This is a genomic window from Streptomyces sp. NPDC040622 (assembly GCF_055593965.1).
On sequence record NZ_JBVIXD010000008.1, the window covers coordinates 414,242 to 430,776 of the forward strand.

General features: G+C 71.4%; 4 protein-coding genes. 2 read left to right on the plus strand and 2 right to left on the minus strand.

Annotated elements, in window-relative coordinates; translation table 11 throughout:
* Positions 1–36 precede the first annotated feature (36 nt).
* Positions 37–10,236: a Tc toxin subunit A-related protein gene (locus tag ACZ592_RS25050; protein WP_471583853.1), complete on the plus strand. Its 10,200-nt coding sequence runs from the start codon at positions 37–39 to the stop codon at positions 10,234–10,236.
* 211 nt (positions 10,237–10,447) lie between these two features.
* Here ACZ592_RS25050 and ACZ592_RS25055 read toward each other — a convergent pair whose 3' ends face one another.
* Entirely contained in the window at positions 10,448–10,708 is a 261-nt protein-coding gene (locus ACZ592_RS25055) for a hypothetical protein (protein WP_471583854.1), read from the minus strand.
* Positions 10,709–11,282: 574 nt separating this feature from the next.
* On the opposite strand from ACZ592_RS25055, the gene ACZ592_RS25060 reads away from it, so the two are divergent.
* Positions 11,283–14,543, plus strand: coding sequence for an RHS repeat-associated core domain-containing protein (locus ACZ592_RS25060; protein ID WP_471583855.1), 3,261 nt, complete (start codon positions 11,283–11,285; stop codon positions 14,541–14,543).
* Positions 14,544–15,049: 506 nt separating this feature from the next.
* Here the strand turns inward: ACZ592_RS25060 and ACZ592_RS25065 are convergent.
* A complete protein-coding gene (locus ACZ592_RS25065; protein ID WP_471583856.1) occupies positions 15,050–16,204 on the minus strand; it encodes a hypothetical protein in 1,155 nt (384 codons plus the stop codon).
* Between the last annotated feature and the right edge of the window lie 331 nt (positions 16,205–16,535).

Consider the following 16,535-nt stretch of genomic DNA (forward strand, 5'->3'; position numbering starts at 1 on the left):
CGGCGTCCACTGCCGACGGCGCTCAAGGGGGAAACCATGGCCGACCTGATCATCCTGCGGCTCCACCCGACCAAGCCGATGGCAGCGGGTGACTTCACCGCGGTGCTCACGGGCCTGACGGTCAAGGCGTACGACCTGTCGTTCGCCGACAGCGTCGGGGGCGCGCTGCTCGGCACCGCGTCAGGTCTGGCCGACCCCCACCTGCCGGGCGCCACCAACGACAGCGTCGCCATCACGTCGACGTCACTGCTCCAGCACTACATCGACCTCGTCGACCCGGTCACCGGGCTCAAGACCCGCCACCTGGAATCCGTCGCCACCGCCGTGGTGGTCGCCGCACCGCCGGCCGGGCACACCGAGTACCCCGGCCCGACCGCTTACGACATCCGGCTGGAGGTGACCACCGGCTCGCAGTCGTCCGTCGCGGTCCGCCACCTGGACTTCAACATCCGCACCACCACGGTCGGTTCGCTCCCCACCAACCAGAAGACCTACTTCGGCATGGGCCCGAGCGCCTTCGTGCCGCTGTCCGCGACCGGTGCCGGTGTCGCGGGGGACATCGCCCACGTCGACCTCCCCCCGGACGGCTCGCCACCACCGTTCGCCCCACTGGTCCGGGCGATCGACCTGGTCCTCGGCGACGACCCCGGGCCGCCCCGGGGCAGCCTGCTCACCCGCGGCCCGCTCACCCCTGCGGAGAGCAGGTATGTGGCGTCGGAGATCGTGTGGAACCGCACCGCCTTCCCGCCGCCCCAGCCCGATCCCACCCTCGGCCAGGACCCGTTCGGCGCCCTTTACACCCAGCCGCCCGTCGATCCCGCCGTGGACGACGAGGACCTGGAGAAGGCCCGGCCCCGCTTCGAGGCCGAGCAGAGCGGCTACTACGGCACCCACGAGGCCGAGGCCCTGCGCCTGAGCGGATTCGTCCATGCCGCATCCGCGGCGGTCGCCCAGGAACGGCTGAGCGTCGCGGCGTCACGCGCCTGGATCGACGTACCACTGATCGTCCCGGGCGCCACCGTTCCTGCGGCGGAGCGCTCCGCCGCCGTGGCGTTCACGAAGGACGGCGGTCTCACCCCGTCCTTCGTCGTCCCGGCGGCCGTGTTCTACGCACTGTCCGCGACCGTGCCCGCCCAAGTCGGTCCGGAACAGCGCTACGACATGGCACGCCTCGCCCTGGAGAGCCACACCCTCACCGAACTGGCCACCGCCGTGGACGCGTTGGTCCTCGCCCTGCCCGCCACCCCCTTCACCGTCACCGGTGGCGCCCCTGTCACGGCGGCCCAGGCCGCGCGGCGGCTGCGTGCGCTCGGCACTCCGCCCGGCACGATGACGGAGCTGCCCCTCGCCGCTCCGTTCGACTCCCTCGTGGCCGACTGGCTCGCCCACACCGGTCCGACCCCCACGATCCGGGCCGACTTCTGGGTACCGGAGACCGCGGCCCTTCCGGCCCCCTACCTGGAGGTGGTGCTCGCCTCCCTCACCGGCAACCACACCCCCCTCATCGCGGCGGTCAAGGGCCTGCCGCACCAGGTGTCCACCGTGGCCGCCCTCGTCGCCCTGACCGAGCAGCAGTGGCGTGACCTGTTCCTCGGCCCGCCGCCACCACCGGGGCCGGCACCCCGCACCGCCCTGTTGCCGCCGTTCACCCGGCCAGGGACCCCGGCCGAGCGCACCGAGGCGTTCCTCCGGCACCTGCGGACATTCTTCGCCCTGACGTCCCCGTCACCGTCGGGGCAACAGCCCACCCTCGGTGCGCCCCCGCGTCTGCCGGTGTCCGTGACCGACGCCTTCGCCGCGTTCGTCGCCGCCTACCCCGGCCACGCGGGCGGCACCACCTTCTCCTTCGACGCCTCCCCCGTCCCGGACGCCGTCCACGCGGCGTCGGCCGACGTCTTCCCCGGCGACACGGCCGCCCAGTCCTGGCTGACCGACGCGGTCGAGGCCGTCGGTTCCCTGTGGCGGCTCACCGACATCGGCGCCGGGGAGCTGCGCTTCTCGCTCGTGGAGGCGCTGTACGCCCGGGGGTTCACCGGTGCCGCCCAGGCCGCGGCGCTCACCGCGGCCGACTTCCAGTACGCCCTGACGGGTACCGTCGCCCATCCGTACGCGGCGGCGATCCACGCCAGGTCGCGGAGCACCGCGGAGCCGGCCGGCGCGGACCCCGGGCCGTTCCGGCCCGTCAACCCGGACGGCTCGCTCGTGGACTGCGAGCCACCAGAACACCTGTCGCCGCTCGGCGCGGTGGCGTACCTGCACGAACTCCTTCAGGTCTCGGCCGCCTCGACCTGCGAGCGACCGCTGCTTCCCGAGGACCCGGGGCGCCTCGGAGCCCTGATGTCCGACCGTCGCGGCCCGCTCGGCGAACTGCGTGCCACCGCCGCCGCGTTGACACCACTGCCCGTGCTCGACCTGGTCAACGAGAGCCTGGAGCAGCTGGCGGCCGGAGTGCCGGGCGCGGAGGGCGGCGCCGTCCTCGACACCGCCGGACACACCTTGCACAGCCACCGGCTCCTCCCGCACGGTGCGGGCACCCAGGAGACGGCCGACGAGCCGGACCCGGACGCGCACGACCCCGCGACACTCTTCGCCGTGGTCCCCGAACACTCCTCGCCCGCGACCCCGGTGGCCGAGCCGGCCGCCTACGACCGGCTGCGCTCCGACTTCACGGACCCCCGGCTGCCGTACCACCAGCCGCTCGACGTCAACCGCTCCTACCTCGGCGCGCTGGGCACCACGCGCCTGACGACGATGCGTCACTTCCGCAAGGACATCACCGAGTTCGCGCTCGACGCCGCCCACGAACCGGACGGCTTCCGCCGCCACCAGTGGCGCTATCCGCTGCGCCTGGAAGCCGCACTCGAACACCTCGGCATCTCACCCGAGGAGTACGACCTGCTCTACCGTCAGGATCTGGCCGACCGGGGGACCAAGGGCAGGCCGCGGCTGCGCGAGGTGTACGGATTCGCCGAGGAGCGCATCGACGGGCGGCACTGGACGGACGTCGTGCGCGAGGTCCCGGAGTTCCTCGACAGGACCGGGCTGAGCTACTGCGAGTTCCTCGACCTGTGGCGCTCCCGCTACGTCTCCTTCCACCGCGCCGGCCCGCACCACGACGAGACGCGGGGCGACGACGGCGGACGGCGCGGATTCCCCGACTGCGCACCGTGCTGTCCCGACGACCTGGTCATCGACTTCGGCCGCCCCGGCGGCAACGGCATGGCGCACACCAAGGACGCGCTGCGCCGCCTCGCCGTCTTCGTACGGCTGTGGCGGCGCCTGCGCACCGTGCCGTGCGGCGCCCTCACCTTCACCGAGCTCGCAGACACCGCCGCCGTGCTCGGCCTGTGCGGCGACAAGGGCAAGGTCAACCCCGACTTCGTCCGGCAGCTCTCCTCCTTCCTGCTGCTGCGCGAACTGCTCTGCCTGCCGCTGTACGATCCCGGGGCCGCTCCCGACGACGGGGCGAGCGGCGCCGACCGAACCCATCTGCTCGCCCTGTGGGAGGGACCCGGGGCACGGCACTGGGCCTGGGCGGTCGGCGCCCTGCTGCACGCCGTGGACCAGGTGGCCGAACGGCAGCGCCCGGAACTGGGACGCAGGCCGGAGTTGGTCAAGGTGCTGGCCCGCAACCTCGACCCGCTGTCGGTGCTGGCCGGCTTCTCCCCGGACGTCAGCACCGACACCTGGCACGCCCGCCCGACCGGCACCCTCCGTTTCGCCGAGACCCTGCTGAAGGTCCACCTCTCCGACTTCACCGTCGGCGAAGTGCTGTTCCTCTTCTCCGACACCCATCTCGCGGGCGACGATCCCTTCGCTCTGCAGACCTCCAACGAGGCCCTGGACAACCCCCTCGGCCTGCCGGACGACGAGGACAGGCACGGGTTGTGGGCGCTACGACGGACCCTGCTCGACGCGGAGGACCATCCGGGCCCCTGGACCTGGTCCGCCATCACCGCGGCCCTCGCCGACCGCTTCGGCTATCACCCCACCGCCCCGGACGACGCGCTCACGGCGATCGGCGAGCACTTCTTCCCCTCCGTCCTCGAACGTGAGGGCTCACCTGTTCCCGCCGCGCGCCGCCGCTTCGCGGTCCCCCTTCCGGCAGCCGCGACCAACGCCGCCATGTGGAACACCCCGCCGAACGGGCCGCTGCGCTACGACACCGCCACGGAGTCCCTGTGGACACGGCTGCCCGTCGGCGACGGCGAGGTCGCGGAGAAGCTCAGCACCATCCGCGGGCTCAACCCGCAGGAGCAGGAGGCCGTTCTCTGCCTCCAGCACGCGCCGGGGGCACTGCTGGTCCCCTTCGCGCTGTTCTTCGGCGATTTCCGGACCGCGGTGGACCGACTGCGCGCCGAACCCGACGAGGAGGAGCGGTTCGCCTTCGTGCGTGGCGAGTTCGCGCGCTTCTACCGGCGCTGCGAACTCATCGCCGAGCATCTGGCGCGGCACGTCCGCGAAGCCGCCGGCCAAGGCGGGGAGCCGGTCGGCGCCGCCGAGGCGTGGCGGCTGCTGCGGTCGCTGCACGGCGACGAGAACGCCGGTCTCACATCGTGGGAGGACGACCAGGGCCTGCCGCCCGGACTCACCTGGCCCACCGCTCCCACAGGCGGCGCTTTCGCGGCGCTGCTCGCACTGACCGGCACGGGACTGCCCGGCGAGTTCTCCACGGCCGACGCCGATCCCGCGTGGCGCGAGCTCCGGGGTCCGCTCACCGCGTTCGGCACGGGCCGGGACGAGTGGAACGCGCCGGTGACCACCGTCATCCCCTCCCTCGGCCTCACTCTCACCCCCACACAGCTGCGCTCCGTCGCCGTGCGCAACGGCTTCGCGCTGCGCAACACCGATGGCGAACCGCTCTTCGGCGCACAGCCGTTCACCGTCGTCTGGCGGGGAACGCTGCTGGTCGAGGAGTCCGGGCGGTACGAGTTCCGTGCCGGAGCACCGACCCCCGAGGGCGAGGATCCCGACCACGAGCACTGCCCCGACCACAGCTGGCGCCTCACCCTGGCCCGCCGTCAGAAGACCTGGCAGCTGCTCAACCGGGGCCGACCCGGCGAGGACGCCCCCGACCACCACTCGGGGCCCGTCGAACTGCGCCGTGGCGCGTACGACATCACCCTCGAACTGACCCACGACGAGCCGACGTTCACCGAGGAGGGCAGCGTCCGCCCCCGGCACACCGGATTCCAGGTCAAGTACGCCGGCCCCGACACCGAGGACCGTCTGGTCGAGGTGCCCCGCCACCGCCTCTACCGCGACCAGGTCGACGCACCCCTCGGGGAGGGTGTCGAGGTGCCCGGCACCGCCGCGGCGTTCCTGCGCGACCGCTACACCGGCAGCCTGCGCGACATCCGGCGCACCTATCAACGGGCCTTCAAGTCCGTTCTGCTGGCCCACCGCTTCGGGCTGTCCGCCACACCGCTGCCCGGCGATCCGCAGTCCGAACTCGGCCACCTCCTCGATCATCCGGACGCCTTCCGCGGCACCTCACACCCCCGGACGGGGCCGGACGCCTTCGGCACCCACCACGCCTGGTTCGACGTGGACCTGCTGCCGGTCGACGACCCCTTCCGCGCGCCGCCCCCCGTGCGCGACGCGCGCGGCGCGCCGAGCGCGCGCCGGCAGGCCGCGCTCTTCGACCTGTGGGAGCGGCTGTTCGACTACGCGGCGCTGCGCGCGGAGACCCGGGCGGCCCGCGAGCGGCCCGCCTGGCGGCTGTTCCACGCCGCGGTCCAGCGCCAGCCCGACGACCCGGCGCAGCTCGTACGCCACCTCGGCATCGACGTCGGCCATGCCGCGCAGGTACTCACCTACTTCGCCCTGCCCGACGACTACAGCGTGCGCACCGAGGACCTGGAGTCGGAGATCTGGGCGGTGCGGGTCTGGCGGGCCGAAGTCCGCCTCGACGCCCTGGTACGGCGCTTCCGCCCCCGCCGGATCGAGGAGGCCCGGCCGCATCGCTGGGCCGCCGACAACCCCGCGCAGGGGCCCGACGCGGGCAACGAGAACCTCACGGCGTTCGTCCGCGACGGCAGCTTCGAGAACGGTCGGCCACGCCGTTACGACGATGTGCGCCTGCTCAACGACGGGTTGCGGGTCCGGGCCCGCGACGCGCTCGTGGCCTGGCTGACGGGCATGAACCGGGTCGCCCTGCCGCACGGGGGCGGCTTCGCGACCCGGGCCCAGGACCTGAGCGACCTCCTGCTGCAGGACGTCGAGGCAGGGACGGGCGAGCGAGCCAGCCGCATCGAGGACGCGGTCAGCTGCGTACAGGCGTTCGTCCAGCGTGCCCGCCTGGGTCTGGAGCCGGGCTTCACCGTCGCCGCGGAGCTCGCCGCGCTCTGGGACGCCCGGTTCGCCACCCTCCACGGCTGGCGGCGCTGCACGGAACGGGACCTGCACCGGGAGAACTGGATCGAGTGGGACGAACTGCGCCGGGCCCGCCGGGTCGAGGCGTTCGCGTTCCTGGAGTCCGAGCTGCGCGGCGCGAAACTCACCGTCGCGGTGCCCGGCGGGCTCGACTGGTGGCCCGGCACCCGGCCGCCGGATCATCCCGCGCTCGCCCCGCTCCAACAGGCGGTGCCCTCGACCCTGCGGATGCTCACGCCGGGGCCGCTGCCGGAGGGGCTCGACCTGCTGGGCACGCCGGAGGCCGCCGCCCGCCCGGCCTGGCTCGCGCCCACCGGTGTCTCCGCCGTGCTGCCGGGGCCGGACCTCAAGGCCCGCGAGCCGTCCGCATCGGGCTCGGGGGAAGCTGAACTCACTCCCCCGGACGATGCTGCCGAGCCGACCGCCGCCCCGGCACACGAGCCCGCGGACGCCGAACACACACGCCTCCCCCTGTGGATCCAGGCCGCCATCCGCCCCGGCACCCGCTTCGTACGGGTCGCGGCGGCCGGAGTCCCGCCGGCCACCGCCCGCCCTGAGGGCAGCCGCCCCGGGGGCGCGGATGCCTGCTGCCGTGCGTGCGGCGACACCCACGAACCGCTCGTCGACGAGTTCTACTTCTGGATCGAGGACGCGGTCGAGTACCGCCCCGTCGTCCAGGACGCCGACGAGACGTCCGGCTGGCACGACCCCGAGCGGCTCCCCGCCCTCCTGCACTGGCCGCCCGCCCCCGTCGTCCACCTGTACTGGACCCGGGTCCACCGAGGCGCCTTCCAGCCACCGCGCCGTTCCGCACAGGCCGTGGCCGTGCCGGGCCCCTCCGCGCAACTGGCGTTCCAGGGACGTACGGCCGACTCGCTGCGCTTCGAGGTCACCGGCGCCGACGCACCCACCGGCCACCTCGATCCCACGCCCCCGGGCTTCCGCTACGACCTGGCCACCGACTCAGCCGTCGCCCTGCCTCTGGTCGCGCCGCCGCCCGCCCCCGCATCCGACGCCTTCCCGGGCGGACTGACCGCCTACCCGTACTTCGCGTACGTGTGCTCCGGCGCACCGGTCGAGCCGCTGTCCCCCTTCTCCGTGGCCCTGACCGTCGGCGGGACGCTGGAGGCGCACTGCCGCTTCGAGGCCGCGCTGAAGTGGTACGAGCTGGTCCGAGCACCGCTCGTCAGCGACAACGTCTGGACGCGGTGCACCCGGCACCGGCCGCAGTCCGGCGACTCGGTCCGCCCGGCCGCCCCTGCCGCGCCCTGCTGCCCGACCATCGCCGCCGACGACGACCGGGCGCGCGAACGTGCCGTCCTGCTGCGCTGGCTGGAGACCACCCTGGCCTGGGGAGACCGGCTGTTCGACCGCAATGATCCCGAATCCCTGCGGCGCGCCGGGGTCGTCTACGGCACCGCCGCCCACGTCCTGGGCCGGCGCCCCACCACGATCCGGGCCGTGGACGACGCCGCCCCGCGCACGGTCGCCTCGTTCGTCGCCGCACCGGGCCGCCTCAACCCGCGGTTGCTGTCACTGCACGACCGCCTCGCGGACCGGCTCGCCCTGCTCCACGCGAGTGTGGGTCCCACGCGCCGGCGCGGCGGCACACCCGGCACCGACCTGTCCTACTTCGGTGACGACCCCCGGCGCGATGGCCGGTTCACCGCGGCCGGGGACGCTTGTGCCTGCGGGGCGTGCGACGACGGCCCCGGGAGCGTGGGTGACACGTACCGCTTCGAGGTCCTGATCGCCAAGGCGACGGAATTCGTCGGAGAGGTGCGCGGGCTCGGCGGAGCGCTGCTCGCCGCGTACGAGAAGGGCGACGCGGAACACCTCTCGGCGCTGCGCGCCACCCAGGAGCGCCAGCTCCTCGAACTCGCCGTCGTGGACCGGCAGTACGCCTGGCGGGAGGCCGACTGGCAGGTGCAGGCGCTCGGCAAGACCAAGGAGGGCGCGCAGGCCCGGCTGCGGTACCACGAGGGGCTCATCACGGGCGGGCTGATCGGCGGAGAGATCGGCTACGAGTCGCTGTCGGAGGTCTCGATGGCCTCTCGTGCCGCGGGCAACGTGTCCGAAGCCATCGCCCAGGGCATCGGGATGGTCCCCGACTTCTGGATCGGCGTCGCCGGGATCGCCGGTACCCCTCTTCAGTTCAACCAGCTGCCGCTGGGCAACAAGCTGGCCGCCGGGTTCAGCACCGCCGCCCGGATCCTGAACGCGGTCGGGGAGATCTCCACCAGCGGCGCCAACCTCAGCCTCACCCAGGCGGGTTGGGAGCGTCGACTCGACGAATGGCGTCACCAGGTCACCGTGACGAGTATCGAGATCGAGCAGATCGAACGGCAGGTCCTGGCGGCGGAACGCAGGCGGGACGTGGCGCGGCGCGAACTCGACGCGGCGCAGCGGCAGATCGAGCACTCCGCCGCGGTCCAGGACTTCCTGCGCGACAAGTTCACCAGCCACGAGCTCTACCTCCACCTTCAGCGTGAGACGGCGGCCCTCTACTACCGGATGTTCGAGTTGGCGGAGCGGGCTGCCTGCCGCGCCCAGCGCGCCTTCCGGCGCGAACGTGGCGACAGCACGCGGTCGTTCGTCGAACGCGGCGCGTGGGAGGACCTGCGCGAGGGGCTGCTCGCGGGCGAGCGACTGGCGCTGTCCGTGCGCCGGATGGACCACGCCTATCTGGAGGAGGACCGCCGCGAGTACGAACTCACCAAGCACCTGTCGCTGCGGGTCGACTTCCCCGAGGCGTACCTCGGGCTGCGGGCGGGCGGTCACGCCGAGTTCGAGATCCCGGAGTGGCTGTTCGACCTGGACTACCCCGGGCAGTACATGCGCCGCATCAAGAACGTCACGCTCACCGTTCCCTGCGTGAGCGGCCCCTACGCGGGGGTCCACTGCCGGTTGACGCTGCTGAGCAGCGCCACTCGTGTCGATCCCCGCCCGGCACCGGTGCCGCTCGGTTGCTGCCGTCCGGGCTGCGAGACGGGGTGCCGGTGCGGATGTGACGGGCCGGGCGAGCCCTGCCGGTGCTGCCCGCCCCCGGACGACCGCTACACGTTGCGGCCCGCCGACCCCCGCGGGGTGCGCGCGTACGCGGCGACCGAGGCGATCGCGACCTCGATGGGCCAGAACGACGCGGGACTGTTCGAGCTGAACTTCCGCGACAATCGCTACCTGCCTTTCGAGTACGCGGGTGCGGTCAGCCGGTGGCGGATCGAACTGCCCCCGGAGACCAACGCGTTCGACTTCGACTCGCTCTCCGATGTGATCCTGCACCTCAACTACACGGCCCGGGAGGGCGGTGAGACGCTGCGTCGGGCAGCCACCGAGGCGGCACGCTGCCGGCTGCCCGGCGACGGGCAGCGGATGCTGGACGTCAGGCGCGACCTGCCCGACGCGTGGGCGGGGCTGTCCAGGCGCACCACGGGGCACCGGAGGCTGGACCTCGACGTGTCACCGGCGATGTTCCCGCTCGTACCGGGCCGTCAGGTCACCCACGTCGACCGGGTCCGCGTCCTCCTCGAGGCACCGGGTGCCGAGCCGGGCTCCGGCATCGAGCTGGCGTTCCTGCCCGGAGCGCACACCTGTCCCGGTCCTTGTGCCTGCGAACGGGTGCCGGTGCACTGTGTCGCCGGCAGCGCCTGGCCGGGACTGTTCCTCGGCGAGGTGGACCTGCCCTCGATCCCTTCCCTCTCCCCCCTGACTCCGGGCCGACCGACACGGATCGGCACGTTCGGGTTCACCGACGCCCCGGAGCGAATCTGTGACGTGTTCCTGCTCCTCGGCTACTGCGCTCAGCCCGAGGTTCACGAGCCGAAAGCTCGTGAACCTCGGCCGAGCAACGGACCGGGATGACTTGCTGGAGACGCCCGGCCGTCTGGATCGAGGCCGGCGTGCCGGACCGGTGACTCCGGTCCTGCCGTTGCCCGACGAGATCCCGGCCGTCGCGGGCCGCGCCGGAATACCGTGCCGACGGCCGGACGTCCTTCTGGCCGACCGCGGCCAGGATCACGCCACCTACCGTCGTCTGCGTGTCCGGCGGGAACATCAGCTTTGTCAGGGCCGGTCAGGCGGCGGATTCCCAGTCTGCCGGGTGGCCCACGTGGCGGCCGCGTTCCTCGTGCCGCACCCGTTTCTGGTGGAACCGGGCGAGGAACCAGGCCCCGGCGCTGAGGGGCAGGGCGGCCCAAAACAGGTACAGCGCACCACGGTGGTCGCTGACGGTGAACACGGCGTACACCGCCGTGACGCTCATGGCGAGGGCGAGGTGCAGGCACAGCAGCCTCCCGGCGTGGCGGGCTGCTGCGTCGGCTCGGGTCGTGGGCACCGTGGAACTCCTGGCGCTCGGGCGGCCGAGGCGGTCTTCGGCCGATCAGGGTGACAAGGCAGGAGTGGGGGGTGTGTTCACAGTTGCCCACGATCACGTGAGTGACATACGGGCCTTTGTGCCATTCAGGAAACCCACACATAGCCGGGCAAGATGCCGGTCAAATGGGTACAGGCCGTGCGGAACCCAGACTTCGCATTGGTTCAGACCTGGCTGGAAATAGCGGAAGAGGCCTTCAGGACGGCCCCGTTGGATCACGTATCGAATCCTTTCGGTCACTCTGGCGGCACATACCGTTCCGCTGAGCGCAACAACCCCCACGAACTCACCCTTCGTGTCGGGTAAGTCCTCCTTGCTCCCCCGTTGAGGAGGGGCTGATTCCGGGCCGTATGGCATATGCGTTCGGGGGCACCGCGGCCCGTCCGTGACCGTCGCGTGAAAAATTGTGTGCGCCTCGTGACCACTGGGGTTCACGGGATGCGTCTTCCTGTGGGGGGAAGCCTTGATGCAACGCACCTCTGGTGCGCGTGTTTCGCGTGCCCGCAAGAGAACCGGCCTGGCCACGGCGGCTGTCGTGGCCACCAGCGCCCTGACGTTGTCCCTGCTGCCCGCGGCGGGCGCCCTGGCCGCCGACGAACCGGGCTCCGCGTGGGGCAAGGACGCCCCGTCGTTCACGATGCCCGAGGTGAAGGTCGGCGCGAACGAGCCCGCCGCGCCAGAGGCCGAGGCCAAGCCGTCCGACGAGGTCGCCAAGTGGCGGGCCGAGCAGAAAGACCGGGCCGAGAGCACCGGGGCCAAGCGGTCGGCGCGGGCTGCCTCACCGTACGTACCCGAGGGCCAGGGCGACGTTCCCTGGCACCGGATCACCAACTTCGCGATCACGGACGCGCTGACCGCGCGGATCGACTACTCGACCGGCAACCTGATGCTGACGGCGACGGACTTCTCCATCGCCGGCGCCGGCCAGAAGCTGACACTGGCGCGCACGTACAACTCCCTGGACGCACCGTGGGGAAAGGTCTCCCAGCGGTGGTGGCAGCAGTACGAGCGCTACCTCCAGGTCCTGGACGACGAGGTGGTGCTGTACGACGCATCCGGTGACTCACTGCGCTTCACCAAGAAGACGGACGGCGCCTTCACCTCCCCCAAGGGGTACTCCAAGGAGCTGAAGAAGAACGCCGACGGGACCTACACGGTCACCGACTGGAAGTCGTCGGTCAAGGACACCTACGACGGCAACGGCACGCTGACCAGGGTCACGGACAAGAACAAGGGCGCCATCACCGTCACCCAGCACGACGAGGGCGGCGAGCACAAGGGTTTCAAACTGACCGAGACACGCTCCGGCCGCTGGATCGACCTGGTCAAGACGGACGCCTCCCAGTGGCAGGCCAAGGACAACGCCGGCCGCACCGCCGTCTTCGACCTGGACGGCGCGGGCAACGTACACCGGACCACGGACGCCGAGGGCAAGAAGACGACGTTCGGCTACGACTCCTCGCGCCGCCTGGAGAAGATCACGACCCATGAGGGCCGGGTCACCGTCTTCACCTACGACAGCGCCAACCGCGTCACCTCCATGCTGCGTGCCACCGACTTCAACGGCTCCGGCCACACCGGCCCGACCTGGACCTACGACTACGACGCGTCCTCGCCGACGGCCGCGGGGACGACGAAGGTCACCGACCCGGAGCGGCACGCCACGAAGTACAAGCACGACGGCGACGGTCAGGTCACCGACGTGACCGACGCGCTGGGGCGCGACCGTGCCACCAAGTTCGACGCGAACCACAACATCGACACCGCCACGGACGCGATGGGCACGGGCACCACGCCCGGCAACGTCACGGACTACGGGTTCACCACCCGCAACAACCTGGAGTCCGTCAAGTCCCCGACCGGCGGCAAGTCGCTGACGAACTGGCAGACGGTCGCCGGGGGCGACGTGCCCAAGGACTCCACGAACGCCGACGGCGAGAAGACGTCCTTCACGTACGACACCGCGGGCAACACCAAGTCGGTCGCGCAGACCGGCACGGGCGGCGGCAGCGTCTCCTACACGTACAACCCCGCCACTCCCGACTGCGGCGGGTTCGAGGGCCAGCGGTGCACCGCCCAGACGAAGATGACCGCGTCCAAGACGGTGAAGACCTCCTTCACCTACGACGACAAGGGCAACCTCACCAAGGCCACCCCACCGGGGCCGCTGAAGCCGACCACCTACACCTACGACAGCCTGGGCCGCACCGAGACCCTCACCGATGGCCGGGGCGTCAAGAAGGTCTTCACCTACGACAACCTCGACCGCGTCAAGACGGTGTCCACCACGCACGACACGGTCCACTACTGGTACGACGGCGACGGCAACATGCGCCAGCGCGACGACTCCACCGGCACGATCAGCTACCAGTTCGACCCGCTGCAGCGCGAGACCGTGCGCACCCTGCAGGACGGCTCCCAGACCCTCCTGGCCTACACACCCGCGGGCAACGTCGACTACTACCAGGACCCCGCAGGCAAGACCGACTACACCTGGAACGAGGTGGACAAGCTCGACAAGCTGACCGACCCGTCGGGCAAGGACACCACCTACACATACAACCGCAACGACCTGCGCACCGAGACCGCGTACCCCGGTGGCACCGTGCAGACCGTCGGCCTCGACAAGTCCGGCCGCCCCGAGACGATCACCGCCAAGTCCGACAGGGGCACTCTGGTCGACCTCGCCTACACCTACGGGTACGGTACGGACGCCAAGACCGACGGCGACAAGATCCGTACGCGGGCCGACAAGGTCGCGGGCACGAAGACCGGATACGAGTACGACGGTGCGGGCCGCCTCGCCTACGCCGCGGAGAACAAGGGCTCCGCCCTCAACGAGTCCTGGCAGTACTGCTACGACCTGGCCGGGAACCTGACCAGCCAGGGCACGGAGAAGGGCTGCCCGCGCGGCACGACGTACACGGTCAACGACGCCCAGCAGATCACCGCGAAGAACGGCTCGGCCACGAACTGGTCCTACGACACGGAGGGCCACGAGACGGCGGCGGCCTCGACCCCGGAGGGCGTCCGCACGGGTGAAACATGGTCCGACCACAGCCAGTTGACGTCCCTGACGGTCGGCGGCAAGACCTACGACGGCCGATACGGCTCCACCGACCAGAGCGAGCGGACCAAGCTCGGCGACACCTATTTCCACAACGGCCCGCTCGGCCTGTCGGCCACCTCGACCGCCGGTACGGACACCGGCTTCAACCGTGAACCCGGGGGCACACTCAACTCCATGACCCGGGACGGGAAGACGTACTTCTACCTCACCGACGCGCTCGGCTCCGTCGTCGCGGTCACGGACGAGGCCGGCGCGAAGGTCAACTCGTACGCCTACAGCCCCCGCGGCGTCACCCGCTCGGCGAGCACCGAGAAGACGCCCCAGCCCTACCGCTTCGCAGGCGGCTACCAGGACCCCACCGGCCTCTACCACTACGCGGCCCGCTACTACGACCCCAACATCGGCCGCTTCACCCAGCCCGACCCCTCCGGCCAGGAGAAGAACCCCTACCTCTACGCCGAGGGCGACCCCGTCAACCGCATCGACCCCACCGGACTCTTCAGCTTCAAGAACCTCGGCATCGACACCCTGATAGGTGCCGTGAGCGGTGCCGTGACGGGCTGCGTCGGCGGCGCGGTCACGGCCGCCATCGTCGGGTCCGCGGCGGGCCCCGGCGGCACGACGGTCGGCGCTCTCGGAGGCTGTGCCATCGGAGCAGCCGGAGCAGGATCCGCCGGTGTGGCCGGTGGGGCCGTGACATCGACCCTGACCCAGCTCCTCAAGTAGTCGGCATGGAATAGGAGACCCGGAAATGAGCGCTCTCACAGTCGCTCTGATCGGCGCCCTCATCGGACTCGTGGTCGGGCCTCTGACCGTGTTGTTCGTGACGAGGGCCCGGCGGCGCCGCTGAATCGCGGCTTCGCCCAGCAACGACTGACGGCGCGGGACTTCGACTCCCTTGAGGCGTGTGCGCCCGAACGTCCGGTGCACGCTGACCGCGAGGAAGTCACCACCGCCTGACTGCTGGTGCGGGCCGCATGGGCCCGCACCAGCTCACGTCATGGATGGACGGGCGACACCTACCGCAACGGGTCCGTCTGCCGTCCCTCCTGCTCACGCAGGCACGGCCGGCCAGTCCGATGCGTTCCTCGACGAGCTCCCGGCGGTGCGCCCAGGCCAGCGGGATCCCGTCCTCCTCGCAGAGCCTCACAGAGGCCGGGGACGTGCTGCCAGTCGAGCCGGAGACCCTGGGACGGCGAGGAGCGGGGCAAGCATCCAGCGGGGAACCTGCCTCACAGTTCGACGGCGGCAGTGGGAGTCTCACCGTCCAGCGCCTGCTGGGCGCGGGCAGCCACCGCCTGGGTGAGTGCGCTGAGCGCGCCGAGATCGACAGTGCCGCCGTTCTCGTTCATGACGTGGACGGCGGCCACTACGGTCCCGCAGCGGACCACCGACCGTCCCTGCGACCTGTCCACCGCGTCGGTGACGCCGGTGTACGTCAGCGTGACGGCCGCTGACTCGTCCCCGTAGAGCGGCCGTGCCAGTTCCGCCGGTTCCGTACCGCCGGCGAAGTCGGCCTGTTCCATTTTCAGTCCGAGGTACCCCTCGGCCGCCGCGTCGGTGCTGGTGTACGGCAGGACTTCGATTTGCACCTCTTCGAAGCTGACAGCCTGCCCCGGGTCGTACACCGATCGCAGGTCGAGCTGCGAGGCCGACGTGCAGATGTCGTGGCGCTCCCCTTGGCCGAGGCCACCGACGCGGCTGCTACGACACCGCTCCGTCGTCGGCGAATCGCTCGCGAGGTTCCAGCCGTCCGGCAGGCTCGGCGGGCCCGGGAGGATCTGCTTGGCCCGCGCGGCGTCAAGGACGACCGGGGCCCGCCCGCCGGATGTACCGGACGCCGACGCGGAGGGCACCGCATCACGGGGGTGTTGCGAGGATGTGCCGCCGGAATGTCGGGAGGAGTCGCCGCCGGTGACCATCTGGACTCCGCCGTAGACCGCCAGGGACATCAGCGCGAGCAGGAGGGCGGCGATTCCGGTGAGGGAGGCTCGGTTGGTGCGGGTGTTGGTGATCGTCAGCGGCCCCAGCGAGATCTGGCTGCGCCGCACCGCGCTGCCGCTTCCGATCACGATGCTGCCGTCGTACGAGGGGGTGACGGTGTGCACAGGCGCAGCGGCCGGAGGCGGACCGGCGAGCACTGCCGCCATGCGGTCCCGGAATTCGGGATCGGCGGCCAGTGCCTCCCGGATCGCCTCCTGGAGTCCCTGTGTCGCCAGTGGATCCGCCGGATCGGCGCTTATCCCGGCGAGGGCGGCACGTCCGTCTTCGGAAGTGCCGAGCCGCGCCCGCACGAGGTCGCCCACCGCCCGGCCCGCTTCGGCCCCCACCGCCGTAGCCGCCCCTGCCGCCATGCCGGTCAGTATCTGTGCGGCCGATAACGCCATGCTCCCTGCCGCATCCATGCGACACCCCCCGTGTCCAGTCGAACCCCTGAGGCAACCACAGTCACGGCTACGGCACCAGGGTGCCCCAGCGCCTTCCTCGTCCAGTGACGGAACATTCCACTCTGGGAAGCGGGCGGGAAGCTGCGCGGCGCCCTCTGGACGGGTTCCATCACGGAGGTGACTACGAACAGCGTGAGCGCGCCGCCTGGCATGGCGGCAAAAAGACGGTTGACCCGGCTACGGGCATCCGGCGCCCTTCCGGAACGCCGCGCCCGGCGAACCAATGTCTGTGTTCGCGAGGTGAGGGTTTAACGATCCGGGCAGGGAGAGT